The following is a 17,581-nucleotide window of genomic DNA, read 5'->3' as shown; positions in this document are numbered from 1 at the left end:
CTCAATTTCTTGCAATCCTCGCTACGGACGCTTAAGTCCGACAGGCTGCTAGCGCCCCTGGTTTCTTCTTCTTTGGCTCGTTGACAGTGACCGGGAGAGTCAGTGCCCGAGTGTATGAGTGGGGATCAAGGATGCCGTTCAACATAGTTCTCAGCTGCCCTATTTCCGGGGACGACGCACTCTTGCCGCGGGCAAAATACCACCTTTGTGACGGACTCCCTCCGGGAAAACAGGGTAAGAGAGAAAAGCCTTCCGGGTACCGGGTCAGACAATACCGGTAGCCTGCTGCACGATTAAAGATACGCTTGGTTAACAGATCATGACGCCAGACCTGATTGCTTTGGCTTTCGCAAGCAGCCAGCTCAATGGGCGTCGACGAATAGCAACTACTTTTGTCAGGAGATTCATACAAGCATTTCTCTGCCGCCCTGACACCGAGACAAAACCTCGGGCTCTGATTCACCAGCAGGATATCTTCTGTCAAACGCTCAGAGACCCAGAATGCTCCCTCAGGCCGCTCTTCCCAGCTCAAAACAGGTTGGACTTTCTCTTGAACGGATTCAGGCTCCTGATCATTACCCGGCTTCTGCTCTGACTCACAGATGATTTGTCCCGTGTGAAGATTTTTATAGCAGCGCTGGTCGATTCTGTGCAGGGCAACATCTCCAAACCCTCTATCACTCTGGATAAACACATACTGGCGGAATACCCCTGATAATGAATGGTTTTTTTCTGAAAGTCATAATGCCATTTCTGCGCCAAACTATTGTCATCGCAGGGTTTGATTACAGCCCGATTTCCGGAATAACAGAGCCCTTTCTGCTCGGGATTCTGATGTTCACAGGTTGCAAAATCAACCTCTTCAACATCCAGCGCCAGACAATCAGAACCGTCCACCTGCTTAAGAAAGAATTGATCGGCAAAATGCTCATCCACTCGATGACTGTCTGGTGCATCTGCCCCGGATAGGGACGGGAAGAAAATAAAGAATACTGATAAAGGATTAAAAGCCCCGAAGTAAAAAAATACACGTAATGAAACAGGAATAACTACCAGTCCATTTCTGCAGCTCCACCTACCTGCCATCTTCATTGCCACCCTCTTTAGTAATTATTTTGACGTTAGCTGATCAAAATTCGTTGTCAAAACGATAACGGGCGATCAGAGCCACCGACCCACTGCTTCTGCAGCCCGACAAACAAAAGTATAGAAACCCTCTTGGTTTCGGGATTTTCCTACCTTTTTTACCGTTTCAATGTCACCTCAGACCGGTATCCGTTAAAACAGTTTTTGAATAGCGCACAATCCCCACTACACAGAAGAAAATCGGCAGGTATAATTGCGCGCCTGTCACCGTCAGTAGAAAGGTCATCCAGCGTTGATTATCTTCATCGTCACCAATAAAGTAACAAAACAAGTTTTTGTAGGCTCCACTCGCAATGACCTTGAAAGCCAGTGGGAAAAAATGGTGGCGGCCGCACACCAGGATCTGGACTACCCGCTTTACAGAGAAATCCGCATTCACGGCGAAGACGAATTTACCGTAGAGGAATGGGATAGAGCCGAGTCCCGTGAAGAGCTGGCCGAACTCGAGCAGGACGCCATCAACTTTTTTGGTGCAGAGAGTCTCAGAGGCTATAAGACCAGCACCGTAAAAATCCTGCCCAAAAAGAAGAAGCGCCAGCGCAAATCCAGCATTGAAAAAGAACTGGCCTCCATTTTTGCAGAAATTAATGAAGGGGATACCAATGCACCTCCAAGCCTTGCCGTGAAATCCGGCAATGCTGCCAATGAAACGACTAATGATTCTGCTCCACCGTCAGAAACCAAGCCGTCGCCTGTCAATCAGGCCGCTCAACACTCAGCTGCCGAGCCTTCATCTGCGCTTGCGCTAGCCAGCACGGCTCCGGACCCGGCAGAGATCAGGCTGGAAGCTGCCCAGTCTGAAGCAGAAAAGCCAAAGCCTGAATCAACCCGGTCTTTAGGCTCCAGGGCCAATGCGATGGTTCAGATGAACAGCATTGAAATGAGCGATGACATCACAGCTCAGCTGGCTGCAATTACTGCCGCGGCCGACGCCTGTCTGGCCGGTGATAACAGTGCTATGAATCAACTGGACGTTCAGCCCCAACCTGAAGTTCAAGAAGGCACACCACCAGAAACCATTGAGCCAAAACCAGCAGCCATCATCGAAACAGAGGTCGATGTTGCCAAGCCTATCTGCCCAAAAGAGCTTCGCATACGTGAGGCCATTGAACGCCACAGAAAACAACGCGCACAGCGCAGTGCTGAAAGCCAGGAAAACGAAAGAAGAAAAATCGCTCAAAGCCTGGCTGAACTCAATGCCAGAATTCAGGCAATGCAAACCGGGAAACTGGCAGCAGTAGCCTGATCGCTGGAGCCGACCTCTCTAAGGGTCGGCTCGATTATCCAATTTTCAGGGCAGGCACTATCAATTTAACCACAACTTCTGTGGATAACCCTGTTAATGGCTCATGTCATCCTATACTGACCCCTTCAGCTACAAGCTTTACAGCAAAGTGGGCATTATTTGCTCAGACAAAACCGCGACCACTAGATATAGGGGTGCAAAAGGAAGCAGGCACAAGACACCGCCTCGTCCACAAAGATCAGCCTAAGCAATCTCCACCAGACACTGTGACTCATCGAGACATTGACGATACTACTCGCATATTCTACCTGACTGTAAAAATCGTTATCATGGGAGGCTTTTACTCCCGAGTGAAACATCAGCATGTTAGAACGGCTATTCAAACTGAAAGAACATCATACCGATGTTAAGACAGAAGTGCTGGCGGGCATTACCACGTTCCTGACCATGGCTTACATCATTTTTGTAAACCCCAGCATGCTGGCGACCACCGGCATGGATCAGGGGGCGGTCTTTGTTGCCACCTGTCTGGCTGCTGCTATCGGCTGCATGATTATGGGCTTCTATGCCAATTACCCCATTGCTCTTGCTCCTGGTATGGGTCTGAATGCCTTTTTCGCCTTCACCGTTGTCGGTCAGATGGGTTACAGCTGGCAAGTGGCACTGGGGGCCGTTTTCCTTTCAGGTGTCTGTTTCTTCGCATTGAGTATCTTCAGGATTCGCGAGTGGATTATTAACAGTATTCCTCTTTCGCTACGAGGGGGGATTGCTGCTGGTATAGGTCTCTTCCTCGGCTTTATTGCCCTACAAAATGCCGGCATTATCGTTGGCGACCCAGCCACACTGGTAACACTGGGAGATATGACTTCCTGGGGCGCCATGATGGCATCCATTGGCTTCGCCCTGATTGTGGCTCTCTACTATCGCAATGTCACCGGCTCGGTCATGATCGGTATTCTAACCATCACCATCATCAGCCTTATTGTCGGCAAAGTAGAAATGAACGCTGTGTTTTCCATGCCTCCCAGTGTGGCCCCGACGCTTTTGCAGCTGGATATTGCCGGAGCGCTGGAAGTCGGCATGATCAGCATTATATTCTCATTCCTTTTTGTTGATCTCTTTGATACCTCTGGCACACTGGTTGCCGTAGCTCAAAAAGGTGACCTGCTGGACAAAGACGGTAAGTTCCCTCGTCTGGGCAGAGCTCTGATGGCAGATTCCATGGCCAGTATGGCGGGGGCTGGACTGGGTACTTCGACCACTACCAGCTATGTTGAAAGCACTGCCGGGATTTCTGTGGGAGGTCGGACAGGCCTGACCGCCGTGGTTGTTGGCTTACTGTTTCTGGGATGCCTGTTCCTGTCCCCTCTGGCAGCCGTAGTGCCAGCCTATGCCACCGCCCCTGCTCTGATCTTCATAGCCGTTTTGATGACGCACAGCATGTTCCAGATTAACTGGGACGATCTAACAGAAGCTGCTCCAGTGGTTATTGCAGCCGTTTCTATGCCTCTGAGTTACTCGATTACAACAGGCATTGCCTTTGGCTTTATCTCCTATACCGCCATCAAACTCCTGAGCGGCCGTGCAAAAGACCTGAATAGTGCGCTGGTTATTCTCTCCTTGTTATTCACTGTTAAACTGGTGATGTTCAATTAATGCACTGAAAATCAGTTTTCATCACTTCGAAAGCGGCCCATAATACGGGCCGTTTTTATTTATCGAAGCGCATCATGTCATTAGCCGTTGTAAAGCCTGAAAAGTACGAAGTCCAACTGACCGAGAAGGCGAACCTTACCCGAAAAGAGTTTCAGACTTTTGATGTTCCTGAACTGGAGGTTTTCAGATCCCGGCCAGAGCACTACAGAATGCGGGCAGAGTTCCGCATCTGGCATGAGGGAGAACACAGCTTCTACCGCATGTTTGATCCCGATACCCGACAACCTTTCAGCATTAATCAGTTCCCGGCAGGCTCGGAGCGTATCAATCAATTAATGATGCCGCTGATGAAAGACATCGAGCAACAAGAGGTTCTCCGAAAGAGGCTGTTCCAGCTGGAGTTTCTGACCACTCAGACCGGTGAGGCTCTGATCAGCATGCTTTACCACAAACCACTGAATGATGAGTGGAAGGCTGCAGCGGAGAAATTACAGATCTCCCACAACATTCGCATTATTGGCCGTGCCAGAAAACAGAAAATAGTTCTGGATCGGGATTACGTTGTCGAAACCTTGAATGTGCTGGGCAAAACCTATCAATACACCCAGGTCGAGAACAGCTTCACTCAACCCAATGCCGGCGTTAATGAACAGATGCTTGGCTGGGCCAGTGAGGTTTGCACTGGCCTGAAGGGTGACCTGCTTGAGCTTTATTGCGGAAACGGCAATTTCACGTGCGTCCTGGCCAACCACTTTTGCAAGGTTCTGGCTACGGAAATATCCAAAGCATCCGTTCACTCTGCCCATGACAACTTCGAGCTCAATGCCGTTGAGAATGTCCAGATAGCACGATTGTCCAGCGAAGAGTTCACTCAGGCCATGAATCGGGAGAGACTGTTCAGACGCTTGCAGGACATTGACCTGGATAGTTATGACGTATCCACAATACTGGTAGACCCTCCCAGGGCGGGCCTTGATGAAGCTACTGAGGCTCTGGTTCAGAAATTCGACAACATTGTTTATATTTCTTGTAACCCTGATACATTGAAGCAGAATCTACAAAAAATCACCCTGACTCATAAAGTGCAGCGAATAGCCCTTTTTGACCAGTTCCCCTACACCCATCATCGTGAAATGGGTGTATTCCTGACCCGAAAATAATTCCCTGAAAGGCTAAAAAGCGACCAGCCAACCACCTTTCCTTTATCGGAATTCTGTACCAGACTGTACGTTCCCCTGTTTCAAAAACTGATAGAACCCGGAAACAGGGGTTCTAACGGAGTCAGAATGAAAAACTATCCAGCCTCTGTCTTTGCGCTGTTTGTTTGTTTCTTTATTAACATTTTCAGCTCAAATGCACTGGCAACAAAAAACATTGATCTTCTCCTGGTCGCTTATGATCAGGGGGAAAGTGATGCTTTTAAACAGCTTGAAAAAGCTTTGAAAAAGCGGGGTATTAACTACCGTATTTTATCGCTTGGCAGGGCCGAAGAAATCTTCAGAAATCACCCGCTGAACCTCACTGTGCCTGTACCTGATCCAGACCAGCTCCGGAACAACCGGGAAACACTCTGGCCCCGAAGCGCTCTTATTGAGTTATCGCAACGTATTAAACCTAAGATCGTCTATTCCGGAATGGCCAGTGCTGCACAGGCCCAGATTCTCAATCATATGAAGCAACATGGCAGCTTCACTCTGGCTTTCTATGATAATTTTGATCCCATTACCAAAAAGGAATATGTACAGGCATTTCTGAAAACAATTCAAACCCTCGATGAATTCCATATTCCCAGTGCTGCAACCGCAGAAAGCTTCAACGATCTTGTATTTTGCCCCAATCCCCTCTACATGATATCCGGGCAACCGGCGCTTGAGGCCTGGGATGATATTTACCGACAAACAGATAACCAATCTCTCCGCCTTGAACTAAACCTTGGTCCCAATGAGTCTGTTGTGGTATTCGCCGGTGGCTATGACGACACGTATGAAGAGTATTTCAGAGTCTTTATTGAAGCCACCCGAAAGCTACCGTCCGTGACCTTTCTGGTCACCCATCACCCTAAGACCGATGGTGAGGTCGAGCGACGCTGGATTAAGGAAAGAGGTGCCGGGAATGTCCGGTTAATGGAAAAGAATCGCAATTCAACCGTTGTTCTCACAAAAATATCTGTTGCTGTTATGGTTCATAAATCCTCTATTGGAACAATGGCATACTATAAAAGAAAACCTGTTATTTACATTGCTGAACCAGGAACAGACAACTTTCTGATCCGCGAAAAGGCGGCCTTTCTGGCTTCTACTCCGGAAGAAGTGGTCAAAAAGTTTCAGTCTGCCATTGCCGGTGATAACCAGCTTATCTCACTGGAATCGCTGGGTATACCCGCCAAACAGCCTTCATTGTCTATTGCCATCGAAATCGAGACTATTTTGGAGGATATGAGACGATCAGAGTCCGATGCACTTTAATCAGCAGGATGATTATGGTTAACTGTTTCTGAATTCCTTATTTTATGGAGACTTCCCAATGCAAGGCAGGCTGACCCGCCTAAAAGTAGTCACTGGGTTGTTTGCCGGAGTTGTGATAGGACTCATTTCCCTGGTCGCTATCGCCAACTGGCTGGTCAATACCACAACCAGCACACGGCTCTACACCAATGTAGAAAGTATTCCATACAATAAAGTCGGTCTCCTGCTCGGCACCAGCAAGTACGCCCGTGAAGGTGGCTACAATGATCATTATGCTCTCAGGCTCAAGACTGCATATCTACTCTACACCCGGAACAAGATCGATTACATTTTGATCAGTGGCGACAATGGAACGCCTTATTACGATGAGCCCAGTACCATACGAAAAGATCTTTTGAAAATGGGCATTCCTGCTGAAAAGATCTATAGGGATTATGCAGGTTTTCGAACTCTGGACTCTATTATAAGGGCAAAGTTTGTCTTCGGGCTGAATAGCTTCACAATCATTTCCCAAACCTATCACAATAAACGGGCGCTCTATATCGCCCAGAATAAAGAAATTAATGCTATTGCTTTCAACGCTGGTGACGGTGCCAACAGTGACCTGAACAATAAGGCCAGAGAGATTCTTGCAAGAGTTCTGGCCGTTCTGGAAGTTCACTGGCTAAACACCGGCCCTAAGTACTTGGGTCCAATGATCGATATTGGTAGTACACCCCCGACATAGTTCGAGACCTGAAATGCGAGTGATCATCAACAAAAAAAGATAGGATTACAGATTCTGCTCTTTTTCCTCTTTCTACCCGACACACTCGCTATGGCAGATAAGAACAGGATCTCCATCTCAACAGGACTGTTTCCAACAAACTATCCTCCTCTTTTCCGGATCGATAATAAAAAAGGCATTGTCCAGAAAACCCTTGAAGCCATTAGCCAAAGGAGTGCCTATGACTTCAAGGAAGAATACTACCCTTTCAACCGGCTTATTTACATGGTAGGAAATGGCAGTCTGGATCTGGAAGCCCCGAGCTACCCTCAATGGCGAGACAGAGTGTCCGGGAAAGTTTCCTCTTGCGAGCACGGAGAAGTCATTGTCCAGTTAAGTGAAAGTAATTCGGGGTGGTGCAAAACGGTACGTATAAAACTTTTGAACCTTACTTTCAATCGGGAGAAGTGATTCGTAAGAATACCAGAGATAAAATGCATGTTTTGAAGCTTCTGGAGAAAGGTCGTAATGACGCAGCACTGATAGACGAACTGGTTGCTCGCCACCTCATTAAAACCCGGTTTGCGGGGATTATTTGTGACAGAAAAAACATTCGACTGTGTTCCTGTAATGTTCATGTTCAGTAAGTCTGCCGAAAAACATGAAAGAAAGATCAACGCCATCTTTCAAAAATTAAAGTCGGAAGGTGTCACTGGCCAGATATTGAAAGAGTATTAATAAACGCCAAGGTACTATCTTATCATTTTTTTAGTAGTTGGAGAAATAATCTTCCATATTATTATATTGCTTAATCGATCTATTAATTCTTAACATGCTCAGAAGCTCACCTGGCTTACCATTAACGCCTACCAAAGCCAGCTTCCTGTTTTCAATTTTTAAACGCTTATAAAGAAAGAGCAATGCACCTACACCAGAAGGATCAAGCTTTTTAACGGAAATCATGTCCACAAGAACATCTCCAGCACAATCTTTGATCAAATAGTCAAAATAAGGTCTTAAATCATTAACAGTTTCAGCATTAAATTGATCTTTCAATGAGATGACATCACATGACTGAGTTTGCCAAATTTCGTAATTCATTACTTCCTACCCCTTAACATTACTCCCAGATTTGAAAAGAAAAAAATCAGAGATCATTTCAAACACTTATTATCAGACTAGACAGGTGATAGCTTAAAAGATGAATGCTTCTATATTCTTTGGCGATAAAAAAACCAAATAAAGATAACACATACTAATCAAAAAGGCTTTTTGCCAACTTATCATCACTTTTATTTAAAAAAAATAAATAAAAAACCTTTCGACAATTATTTTATCTAATAAAAAAAACAATTAAAATCGTATTTAAAGATTACAATTTCGTATTAGTAAGTTGTTCTTAACTTCCTATAGTTAATCTCACAAGGAAATGAAAAGCTCTGTATCCAACATCTGATTGCTTACTAGCTTTTTTGAGTAGTTGCTTTCTACTTTTTAATCAATAGCCAACCACATTGAGTCCGTCGTTGTTAAACGTTTTATGGATGGCATAGAAAGAAGTCACAGAATATGGAAACCAGCACAGGCATTGATGCTGAGCAACGTTTATCTGCCAAATTGCTTAAAGCTGTTCTAATGTCAGCCTGTTTATTGGGTATTGCTATCAGCTGTGTTCAAATTTTCTTTGATGCCCGCCAGTCAAGCAACATCATTGATTCAGAAGCCTTGCAAATGCTGTCCATGATCAGGGAACCTTCCATTCAGGCTGCCAGTAGACTGGAGCCCACAATGGCCCGGGAGATTCTTTCCGGGTTAATGGAGCACCAGTCAGTCCACATTGCTGCCATCAAAATACCTGATAAACCTGAGCTTGCTGTGGTAAAGCGTGGCCTTTCCAACTCAGGGTATCGCCAGCTCTCGGACTACATATTTGAACCTATTCGAATTTATCGTATTCCTCTACAAAGGGAAATACCCTCTCATCAAAGCTACGGCGAACTCCTCCTGGCCATTGATACGGCTTACCACGGTCAGGAGTTCATCCAGCGCTCACTGATTGTCATGGTCAGCGGTATTTTCAGGGCCATTGCGATGGCATTGCTGCTCTACCTGATCTATACATTTATTCTTACCAAACCTCTGAATCGTTTGATCGTAAGCCTGTCACAGATTAACCCGGACGCTCCCGGCTCTCATAAATTACCTATGCCTAAAGGTCATCAAAACAATGAGCTGGGTCTCTGGGTCAGAACAGCGAATCAGCTACTGGAATCAATAGATCGAAACCTGAACCTGAGGCAGAAAGCCGAGGCTCAGATCATGAGACTGTCTCAGTACGACTATTTAACCCGTCTGCCAAACCGAAAAACCTTGCAGAAGCAGTTGCAGAGCCTGATTGATAAACTCTCAAGCTCTGATGGCAATATTGCCATTCTCTGTCTTGGTCTTGATGACTTCAAATCACTGAATGCCCAGCTTAACTTCAAAGCAGCAGAGCATACACTGGTCAAAATTGCAGATCGCCTGAGAAACCATATTGGTAATATTGGTAACAGAGGTTACATAGGCAGGCTTGGAGAAGACCAGTTTGCAATCATTCTATCTAAGATCACCCAACCTTACGAAGCAGCTGAAATGGCCCAAGCTCTTCTGAAACAGCTGGCTCTTCCCATTACAGTGAACGAAGAGAAGATAACCATCAGCGGAACTGTAGGCATCACCCTATTTCCTGACGACGGTCAGCAAGTTGATAATCTCTTGCAACAGGCTGAATTCGCCATGATCATGGCCAAATCCAGAAACCACAACCGCTATCAGTTTTATATTGCCACTATCGATACCGAGATTCGTCAGCGTAAGAAGCTTGAAAGGGACCTTCATGAAGCTCTGGAGCATCATGAGCTAAGTCTGGTTTATCAACCACAGATTGATTTCAAAACTTCCCGGATGGTCGGTGCCGAGGCTTTACTTCGCTGGAAGCATCCTGAGAAGGGGCTTATTTCACCAGAAATGTTTATCCCCATGGCAGAAAATAATCTGGATATCATTCCCATAGGTGACTGGGTGCTTGAGTCCGCATGCCATCAGCTCCATGAATGGCATAAAGCAGGATTCCATGATTTGAGAATGGCCGTGAACCTTTCTGCGATTCAGCTAAGAGACAAAAACATCGTCGACCGTATCAATTACCTGTTGCGCAAATACCAGATTCCACCCCGGTTGTTGGAAATTGAAGTGACCGAAACCAGTATTATGGAAGATATAGAACTTTCCTCCGAACAGCTCAATAGAATCAAGGCAACAGGCATTACCCTGGCAATGGATGATTTCGGTACAGGCTACTCCTCACTAAGTTACCTGAAACAGTTTCCATTCGATAAATTGAAAATCGATAAAACCTTTGTCGAAGGGCTACCAGAAAATAAAGAAAACACTGTTATCGTTGAAGCGATTATTCAACTGGGTCAAAGCTTTGGCATTGAAGTCATCGCCGAAGGGGTTGAAACCAAAGAGCAGGAAACACACCTGATCAACTCAGGATGCACAGAAGGCCAAGGGTACTTTTACAGCAAACCCGTTCCTGATCAGGAATTTGCCGAATTTCTGAGAGCCTGGAAAAGCACACCTGCAAACTCCCGAAAAAGGATATTCCCCAATGAACCCGACGTCAGCGACAACTGAAAAAACTACTCGGGCAATTGAGCGCTGCCTGACCGTGAATCACTGTGGCAAACCCGTCAATACAGTCAATATTGATGAAACACCCTATGTCTCAAACGACAACCCCTTCTCTGTGACTCTTTACGTGAGCCAGTAATCCTCGGTTTACGGTTTACGACGTATGAAATGAAAGCCGAAGATGAAAGGGAGTAAAGACATGAAAGATGCCACGTATGTCCACCCGCTTACCGCTCTCGGTAAAAGGGCAATGGATCTATCCATAGCATTGACAGGCATTATTTTTACACTGCCTCTCTACCCCTTGATTGCTTTAATGATCAAACTGAACAGTCCTGGTCCGGTTTTTTATCGTCAGATGCGCATTGGCTATCAGAGCGAAAACTATGTTTGTCTCTTTCTGATGACCCGATTCAGAACGGTGAAGGTCGATACAGAGGCCACAAGCGGTTCTGTCCGGCCAACAAGAAATGCTCCCCAAGTCACTAAAGTAGGTCACTTTCTTCGCAGAACCCATCTGGATAAATTACCTCAGTTATGGAATGTTTTGATGGGCGATATGTCCATCGTAGGCCCCAGACCTGAACCCCCTGACATTTGCCAAAAGCTGGAAGATAACATCCCCTTCTATACCGAAAGAACCTTTGATGTTGTCCCCGGAATGACCGGACTGGCTCAAGTAAACCTGAGTTTCTACGAAACCGTCGATGATCTGAGAAACAACGTCGCTTATGACCACGCCTACGCACTATCTTTGAGCAGCCCTGCTGAGTGGCTGAAGATGGACGTTAGCATCCTACTCAAAACGATCTGGGTTATGGTCACTGGCAAGCGCTAATAACCATCGGGCTAATGCCCTCAATAATTCAGATGGTTCGCTACCAGTGTATCCAGCGCTCTGCGCATTCCTTCCCGGCTATGAACGCCAGGCTGAAAAGGGTCGGCCAGGGGCTGATGAAGCAGTGAACACTTTATCCCTTCCGGTGTTTCACGCTCTTCAGGCCACAAGAGTGCGTCGGGATAAACCCCTGTCATTTCCTTCATCCAGTTCAGCTTCTCATCAATAAGCATCTGTCTGACTGCCGAAACCTCTGGAGTGAGATTCCCGATAAATACAGTCAAAGCATCACTTTTCTGGATAGCTTCTGCGACATCCTTCATTAATAAGGCAGGTAATACACTGGTCATGAAACTGCCTGGACCCAGAATAATAAGGTCGGCCTCTTCAAGTACCGTCAGGGCTTCCTGAGTCGGTTGAATATCTGGAATCAACAGTAAACGATCAGGCTTCTGATCCAGAGCATCTATTTTTGTCTCACCCACAATTTGTTGATTATCAATTATGGCTGCAAGACTGGCAGGCTCTTCTGACATGGGGATAAGGTCTGTTTCAACTTGAAGTATCTGACGAATCAGATTAATAGCCTCCATAGGACGGACACACATCTGATCCATAGCCAGGAGAATCAGGTTGCCCAAGTTATGATGAGTAAGATCTCCACTGTCTTCTTTGAAACGATACTCAAAAAGAATACGTGCCAGGTTGGGACTATCTGAACAAAGCTGATTGATGCAGTTTCTCAAATCACCCCAGGCGATACAGCCACTGGCTTCCCTGAGTCGGCCAGTGGAACCACCATCATCAGTGGTAGCAACAATACCAGCGAGTCGACCTTTCATAAAACCGAGGCTGGCCATAACCCTTCCAAGACCATGGCCACCACCGATAGCGGCAATACGACGACATTTAAAAAGAGCGTTGACGGACTGCATGTATTACTTAGACGTTGTGACTGTAGTAGAAAATTGTATATAAAAGATGGCTGATGAATCCACCTTTATACGACTTTATACGACCTTCTTCAGAGATGATTCTTCACTACTGAATCGATTCGGAATCAGTTCAGGTAATCTCTTTGCAAGGTAGGCTTCCAGTTTAGCCTTGCCAGGTTCATCCAGCTCAATGCCCAGTTTAGTGCGACGCCAGAGAATATCTTCAATCTGGTAAGCCCACTCATGCTCAATCAGGTAATCCACTTCAGCAGCATAGAGTCCGGCACCGAAATGCTCACCCAAACCGTCCAGTGAACGGCTCTTTCCTATCAGGAGACCGCTCAGATTTCCATAGGTTCCACTGAGGCGGGAAGCAATCTCTCGGGGCAGCCAGGGGTGAACATTACAAAGCTCTTCAGTGCACCCCTGAACACCCTTGAACCCTTCACTGCCAGGCAGCTGGCATGTTTTGGTCCAGCTTTCACTCATATCAGGAAAATAAGGCTGAAGCTTGCCAACAGCCGCTTCACCCAGCTTACGATAGGTCGTGAGTTTACCGCCAAAGACAGAAAGCAACGGTGCCTTGCCATCCTCGTCCTCCAGTTCCATGGTGTAGTCACGGGTAATCGCCTGGGGTGAGTCTGACTCATCTTCACAGAGTGGACGCACTCCAGAGTAATCCCAGACAATGTCGTTCAGGGAGATCTGTTGTTTGAAGTGTTTGTTCACAATATCACACAGATAACGTTTTTCATCTTCAGAGCAGCACACATCTGCAGGTTCACCCTTATACTCAACGTCGGTGGTGCCCACCAGTGAATATTTGTCCAGATAAGGAATGACAAAAACAATCCGGTTATCTTCGTTCTGCAGAATGTAAGCTCGAGGCTCCTCATGAATGCGGGGAACGATAATATGGCTGCCTTTGATCAAACGGATTTTCCGTGGGGATTTTTGCTTCAGCCCCTGATCAAAGAAAGATTGAACCCAGGGACCTGCCGCATTCAGCAGAGCGCGACTTCGAACAACAGATTCTTCTCCAGTGATCTCATCACGAAGAGTAATATGCCAAACACCGTCATTTCGTTCAGCACGCAATGCCTCAGTGCGGGTACGAACTTCTCCACCCCTTCTCTGAAGTTCCATGGCGTTCAGGACGACCAGACGAGCATCATCTACCCAGGCATCAGAGTATTCGAAACCTTTTTTGAAGTCTTCCTTGAGCGCAGAATCCTTTCCAAACCTGAGGGATTTTGATCCCTTGAGAGAAATACGGGCACTGAGGTTATCATAAAGGAAGAGCCCTGCACGAATCATCCAGGCGGGTCTCAAGTGAGGTCTGTGAGGCAGACAAAAGCGCATGGGAGAAGCAATATGAGGCGCCATTTTAAGAAGAACTTCCCGCTCTGCCAGCGCTTCCTTGACCAGACGGAATTCATAATGTTCCAGATATCTGAGACCACCATGAATCAGTTTGCTGCTGGCTGATGAGGTTGCTCCAGCCAGATCAGACTTTTCACAAAGACCCACTTTCAGGCCCCTGCCTGCTGCATCTACGGCAATACCTACACCATTGATGCCACCACCAATTACGTAGATATCAAAGAGCCCCTCTGTCTGCACCTGCATCATTTCACTTACATCCAAAAACGAATATTTACGAATATATACAAACTATAGCGAACTCTATAGTACAAAAAAAACCAACATATTTACCAATTCGAAGAAATACGAATATACAGGTGGTTTATAACAAGAGAATGACACAAGTAGGAGGTGCAGGAATGCTCCAAATCAATCAGGCTCCTGCACTGAGAATGCGAGGGGTTATCAGGAACAAGCGCATCTGACTGATGTTTTGCTTCTTATCAGCACGAAACAAGCGACCAAGAACAGGTATGTCGCCCAGCACCGGAACTTTGGTCGTCTTCTGATCCTGGCTTTCCTTGTAAAAGCCACCAATCAGCAAACTTTCATTTTCGTTTACGATCGCTTGTGTACTGATCGAACTGTTACTAACCCTTGGCAGGGAAAGATTCTGGTCGTTGGAATCGCCACCATCCTGAATATTCACACTCATGTGAATCCGGCGACCTATCTCTTCTTTGACAATTCTGGGGGTGACTTGAACGACGGTACCCGAAGTCACAGGGAACAACTCTGCATCTTCCTGACTGGCCACCTGAACGTAAAAGGTGCTGCTGTTATCGAAGACTGCCTCCAGGTTGTCCAAAGTGAGAATGGAAGGTTTGGAAACCACTTTGGCTCGACCTTCATCCTCCAACAGACTGAGTCGGGCATTAAAGCTGCCAATATTGATACCCAGAACCGTCGTGAATGAAGAGAAGTCATCTGCATAGGCGGAAGAACCCGGATCAAATTTAACTTCGGAATTGGTTCCACGGGTATTGTTCCAGTCAACGCCCAGAGCTTCTATGTCAGCGGTATTTACATCAATAATGGAGACACTGACCTCGACCTGGGAAGAAGGTTTGTCCAGAGACTCAATAAGACCTTCATACATGGCCATCTTGGACTCCAGATCATGAACAATAATGGCATTCAGCCTTGGATCTGCACTTATGTAAGCCCCTTCAATATAAGCACCGGAATTCAATGCTTCTTCAGTTTGCCGGGCCTGCTGATTATTGTTAACACCGTTACGAACAACACCTTTTGCGGGCTGCATCTTAAGAGGCTCAACAGGCTTGCGATCAACGCTGGAGACCCCCCCTCCACTGATGATGTTTCTTAACAAGCTGGCTACACCGGGAACAACGATCTGCTGACCTCTGAAATTGAAACTTTTATCGGTAGCCCAGGCGTATTTGAGACTGAACATACGCACGGTCAATTTGCTTTTTTGACGCTCACCTTCTTTATTGTCGAGAAGCTCAGCCGTTTGACTCACCATCTCAATGTACCTTGGCGGTCCGGATACATAGATCAGGCCATCTTTTGGCTGCTCTTTCCAAAAAAAACGCCCATCCCAGATACCCACTTTTTTGAGTGTTGTCTTGAAGTCCCGGGTTGTCATGTATCCAAGACTGATAATCTTTTGCTCAGCTGAACTGCCACTGTAGATATAGAGTGAGTGGCCATCAAAATACCAGATAAATCCGTAAATATTGGCCATGTGATCCAGAAAATCGACGGGCGTCAGTGGACCAATCTTGCCGTTTACTTCACCTACGACATCTTCAGAGATAACGACTGGAACATAGTAACTGGCAGCAAAATTCTGTAATGCCTCAAGCAAATCTTCACCACTGCCATAGAAGGAATAAGGACGGTCTCCAAAGACGGCCAAGGCTGGAGACTCTGAATCTTTGACCTCCTCTTCCACTTCTTCCAACAACTCCTTGCCGGCTACTTCAATATTTTCCATCTGTTTGACCGATGACTCAGAAGTACTGTTTCCTCCGGATGGGTCCTCAGCTTCAAGAGGAATATCAAAGCCCACCTCGACCTGAGGCTGTGGAGCTTTTCTCACATAGTTGTAATCGATACTTTCGATACCTGTCGTTTGTTTCTGGCCACCCATCCATTGCTGCAACCTGAAATACTCTTCTTCATCAGGTCTTGATCTTGTCGGAGGAAATGCGGTTGCATCCAGAGCCTGTGGCGGAGGCTCTGCGGGAGAGGCTGCCTGAAACCCGGGCCCAACATATTCAGTAGAACTCTCGGGAAGGTATATGGTTTGTCCCACCATCAGTTTGGAAGGGTTGGTAATGCTATTAAACTCAGCCAGCTCACGGAGCTCAAAGCCATAGTTCTGCGCAATAATGGAGAGCGATTCACCAGGGCGCACAATATGCCTTCGAGTACTGTCATTTTGTGGAACGGAAGACCAGACCGCCGCCTGGGAGTATGACAAGAACGTGCTGGCAAACAGTAATGGAATCAACAAAGCCAGAGCAGGCAACAAAACTAGCCAGAGTTTGAGAGTTTTTGACCCCATCCGAAGAGTGCCTCCATGCCCGTCCTCTAAACAACCCACAATAAAGGTATTAACGGCTAAATAAACTTTTTCTAATCAATTTTTTATTTTTTATAGCTAATTTAAATACACAACAGAATAAAACCAGTGTATCCAAGATTACTCTTCAATTCTAATCATTTACACAGTTTTAGGGCCAGTGCTACAGTTTGCTGTCATCCAGCCGACGCTAAAACGAAGAGAATCAATTCATTTAAACAGAGGCTCTGCATTATGGACGTGTCTTTTAAAAACGGCCTTTCTGGTATTTCATTCGTCAACAATGACTTTATTGATAAAGACTTTCCGAAAGACAAGTCTTCTTTTAAACCCTCCGGTAAAAGCATTGCGGCTCACTTCTGGAAAGCCCTTGAAATGGGTCGCACCTTCCAGGATCGTGAAAAAAAATTCGCCCTCAACCTGACTGAAAAGGCTCCTTCACTCTCCCCTGATGAACATAACATGATGACGGATATGGCTCTGAGCCTTCTGAGCAAGCATGCCGAAGAGTGGCCAGAAGCAAAAGCAGCTCTAGCCGTATTAAAAGAGTCAAAAGAATTGCAGGAATACCTGACCATGACACGGAATGTTCTGGTCGCGGGCTAATAGGAACAACAGGGAAACACACCATGAATAAGCCATTAAGGCAGTGGTTACTGGCTCAGGCCTCTTATTATATGGAGTATCTCCAGCCACGAAAGTCTATCGCTTTGCTGGAAGCCGTTAAACGATTTGAACCCCAAAACCCCGATGTTTATCGAATGCTCAGCTACGCCTACCTGCAAGTTGATCGACCTGAAGATTCTATCAAGGCCGCCGATACTTTTTTGCAGTACGCGAAGCCTGGAATGGATACCCGGGCCATTAAATGGATCAAGGGGCGAGCACTGCTCAAAAAGAGAAAGAAAGCCGCTGTAAAATAATCTCTTGCT

18 protein-coding genes are annotated in these 17,581 nt (G+C 46.3%); 12 read left to right on the top strand and 6 right to left on the bottom strand.

What is annotated here, in order from left to right:
* Positions 1-31: 31 nt before the first annotated feature.
* Both KDK17_RS11960 and KDK17_RS11955 read right to left on the bottom strand, forming a co-directional pair.
* The gene (locus tag KDK17_RS11960) at positions 32-532 is read right to left on the bottom strand and encodes an RICIN domain-containing protein (protein ID WP_257288157.1); all 501 of its coding nucleotides are present in this window, start codon (positions 530-532) and stop codon (positions 32-34) included.
* Entirely contained in the window at positions 529-1,086 is a 558-nt protein-coding gene (locus KDK17_RS11955; protein WP_257288156.1) for a hypothetical protein, read from the bottom strand. Before KDK17_RS11955 ends, KDK17_RS11960 begins: the two co-directional genes overlap by 4 nt.
* A 292-nt stretch (positions 1,087-1,378) precedes the next feature.
* Between KDK17_RS11955 and KDK17_RS11950 the strand changes: the two genes are divergently transcribed.
* The 7 genes from KDK17_RS11950 to KDK17_RS11920 all read left to right on the top strand — a co-directional run bounded on the left by KDK17_RS11950 (position 1,379) and on the right by KDK17_RS11920 (position 7,866).
* A complete protein-coding gene (locus KDK17_RS11950) occupies positions 1,379-2,392 on the top strand; it encodes a GIY-YIG nuclease family protein (RefSeq protein WP_257252482.1) in 1,014 nt (337 codons plus the stop codon).
* A gap of 363 nt (positions 2,393-2,755) precedes the next feature.
* A complete protein-coding gene (locus KDK17_RS11945; protein WP_257279821.1) occupies positions 2,756-4,048 on the top strand; it encodes an NCS2 family permease in 1,293 nt (430 codons plus the stop codon).
* 74 nt (positions 4,049-4,122) lie between these two features.
* Complete coding sequence (gene trmA / locus KDK17_RS11940; protein ID WP_257279822.1) at positions 4,123-5,208, top strand: tRNA (uridine(54)-C5)-methyltransferase TrmA; 1,086 nt, start codon at positions 4,123-4,125, stop codon at positions 5,206-5,208.
* A gap of 126 nt (positions 5,209-5,334) precedes the next feature.
* A complete protein-coding gene (locus KDK17_RS11935) occupies positions 5,335-6,513 on the top strand; it encodes a glycosyltransferase family 4 protein (protein WP_257279823.1) in 1,179 nt (392 codons plus the stop codon).
* A gap of 58 nt (positions 6,514-6,571) precedes the next feature.
* Entirely contained in the window at positions 6,572-7,240 is a 669-nt protein-coding gene (locus KDK17_RS11930; protein WP_257288155.1) for a vancomycin high temperature exclusion protein, read from the top strand.
* Between the two features lie 90 nt (positions 7,241-7,330).
* Positions 7,331-7,690, top strand: a complete 360-nt coding sequence (locus tag KDK17_RS11925) for a hypothetical protein (RefSeq protein WP_257253121.1) — start codon at positions 7,331-7,333, stop codon at positions 7,688-7,690.
* 23 nt (positions 7,691-7,713) lie between these two features.
* Complete coding sequence (locus KDK17_RS11920; RefSeq protein ID WP_257279826.1) at positions 7,714-7,866, top strand: hypothetical protein; 153 nt, start codon at positions 7,714-7,716, stop codon at positions 7,864-7,866.
* Positions 7,867-7,987: 121 nt separating this feature from the next.
* On the opposite strand, the gene KDK17_RS11915 is transcribed toward KDK17_RS11920, so the two are convergent.
* Complete coding sequence (locus KDK17_RS11915) at positions 7,988-8,320, bottom strand: STAS domain-containing protein (RefSeq protein WP_257253124.1); 333 nt, start codon at positions 8,318-8,320, stop codon at positions 7,988-7,990.
* Between the two features lie 468 nt (positions 8,321-8,788).
* Here KDK17_RS11915 and KDK17_RS11910 point away from each other — a divergent pair, with 468 nt between their 5' ends.
* From KDK17_RS11910 to KDK17_RS11900, 3 genes are read left to right on the top strand one after another with little or no spacing between them, the layout of a single operon-like run.
* Positions 8,789-10,900, top strand: coding sequence for a bifunctional diguanylate cyclase/phosphodiesterase (locus KDK17_RS11910; protein WP_257279827.1), 2,112 nt, complete (start codon positions 8,789-8,791; stop codon positions 10,898-10,900).
* Positions 10,875-11,036 carry a hypothetical protein gene (locus tag KDK17_RS11905; protein WP_257253705.1) on the top strand — a complete coding sequence of 54 codons (162 nt, stop codon included), beginning with the start codon at positions 10,875-10,877 and terminating at the stop codon, positions 11,034-11,036. The genes KDK17_RS11910 and KDK17_RS11905 overlap by 26 nt, the downstream gene beginning before the upstream one ends.
* 60 nt (positions 11,037-11,096) lie before the next feature.
* Entirely contained in the window at positions 11,097-11,735 is a 639-nt protein-coding gene (locus tag KDK17_RS11900; protein ID WP_257253707.1) for a sugar transferase, read from the top strand.
* 20 nt (positions 11,736-11,755) lie between these two features.
* On the opposite strand, the gene yvcK is transcribed toward KDK17_RS11900, so the two are convergent.
* From yvcK to sctC, 3 genes are all read right to left on the bottom strand, one after another.
* Positions 11,756-12,670, bottom strand: coding sequence for a uridine diphosphate-N-acetylglucosamine-binding protein YvcK (gene yvcK, locus KDK17_RS11895; RefSeq protein WP_257279828.1), 915 nt, complete (start codon positions 12,668-12,670; stop codon positions 11,756-11,758).
* 75 nt (positions 12,671-12,745) lie between these two features.
* On the bottom strand, positions 12,746-14,302 hold the full coding sequence (gene glpD, locus KDK17_RS11890; RefSeq protein WP_306671280.1) for a glycerol-3-phosphate dehydrogenase: 1,557 nt from the start codon (positions 14,300-14,302) through the stop codon (positions 12,746-12,748).
* 166 nt (positions 14,303-14,468) lie between these two features.
* Positions 14,469-16,631, bottom strand: a complete 2,163-nt coding sequence (sctC, locus tag KDK17_RS11885; RefSeq protein ID WP_257279829.1) for a type III secretion system outer membrane ring subunit SctC — start codon at positions 16,629-16,631, stop codon at positions 14,469-14,471.
* Between the two features lie 252 nt (positions 16,632-16,883).
* Here sctC and KDK17_RS11880 point away from each other — a divergent pair, with 252 nt between their 5' ends.
* Positions 16,884-17,255: a hypothetical protein gene (locus KDK17_RS11880; RefSeq protein WP_257255535.1), complete on the top strand. Its 372-nt coding sequence runs from the start codon at positions 16,884-16,886 to the stop codon at positions 17,253-17,255.
* 23 nt (positions 17,256-17,278) lie between these two features.
* Positions 17,279-17,572, top strand: coding sequence for a hypothetical protein (locus KDK17_RS11875; RefSeq protein ID WP_257255534.1), 294 nt, complete (start codon positions 17,279-17,281; stop codon positions 17,570-17,572).
* Positions 17,573-17,581: the final 9 nt, after the last annotated feature.

This window comes from Endozoicomonas sp. SESOKO2 (genome assembly GCF_024606245.1).
In the GTDB taxonomy this organism is placed as follows: domain Bacteria; phylum Pseudomonadota; class Gammaproteobacteria; order Pseudomonadales; family Endozoicomonadaceae; genus Endozoicomonas_A.
The sequence above is the reverse complement of the archived record's forward strand: the minus strand, read 5'-3'. Positions and strand labels throughout refer to the sequence as shown.

Excerpts from the sequence above, each read along its gene's own strand:
- KDK17_RS11935 (WP_257279823.1), top strand. The coding sequence starts at position 5,335 with ATGAAAAACTATCCAGCCTCTGTCTTTGCGCTGTTTGTTTGTTTCTTT.
- sctC (WP_257279829.1), bottom strand. The coding sequence starts at position 16,631 with ATGGGGTCAAAAACTCTCAAACTCTGGCTAGTTTTGTTGCCTGCTCTG.
- glpD (WP_306671280.1), bottom strand. The coding sequence starts at position 14,302 with ATGATGCAGGTGCAGACAGAGGGGCTCTTTGATATCTACGTAATTGGT.
- KDK17_RS11880 (WP_257255535.1), top strand. The coding sequence starts at position 16,884 with ATGGACGTGTCTTTTAAAAACGGCCTTTCTGGTATTTCATTCGTCAAC.
- KDK17_RS11955 (WP_257288156.1), bottom strand. The coding sequence starts at position 1,086 with ATGGCAGGTAGGTGGAGCTGCAGAAATGGACTGGTAGTTATTCCTGTT.
- KDK17_RS11900 (WP_257253707.1), top strand. The coding sequence starts at position 11,097 with ATGAAAGATGCCACGTATGTCCACCCGCTTACCGCTCTCGGTAAAAGG.
- trmA (WP_257279822.1), top strand. The coding sequence starts at position 4,123 with ATGTCATTAGCCGTTGTAAAGCCTGAAAAGTACGAAGTCCAACTGACC.
- KDK17_RS11915 (WP_257253124.1), bottom strand. The coding sequence starts at position 8,320 with ATGAATTACGAAATTTGGCAAACTCAGTCATGTGATGTCATCTCATTG.
- KDK17_RS11910 (WP_257279827.1), top strand. The coding sequence starts at position 8,789 with ATGGAAACCAGCACAGGCATTGATGCTGAGCAACGTTTATCTGCCAAA.
- KDK17_RS11945 (WP_257279821.1), top strand. The coding sequence starts at position 2,756 with ATGTTAGAACGGCTATTCAAACTGAAAGAACATCATACCGATGTTAAG.
- KDK17_RS11930 (WP_257288155.1), top strand. The coding sequence starts at position 6,572 with ATGCAAGGCAGGCTGACCCGCCTAAAAGTAGTCACTGGGTTGTTTGCC.
- yvcK (WP_257279828.1), bottom strand. The coding sequence starts at position 12,670 with ATGCAGTCCGTCAACGCTCTTTTTAAATGTCGTCGTATTGCCGCTATC.
- KDK17_RS11920 (WP_257279826.1), top strand. The coding sequence starts at position 7,714 with ATGCATGTTTTGAAGCTTCTGGAGAAAGGTCGTAATGACGCAGCACTG.
- KDK17_RS11925 (WP_257253121.1), top strand. The coding sequence starts at position 7,331 with ATGGCAGATAAGAACAGGATCTCCATCTCAACAGGACTGTTTCCAACA.
- KDK17_RS11875 (WP_257255534.1), top strand. The coding sequence starts at position 17,279 with ATGAATAAGCCATTAAGGCAGTGGTTACTGGCTCAGGCCTCTTATTAT.
- KDK17_RS11905 (WP_257253705.1), top strand. The coding sequence starts at position 10,875 with ATGAACCCGACGTCAGCGACAACTGAAAAAACTACTCGGGCAATTGAG.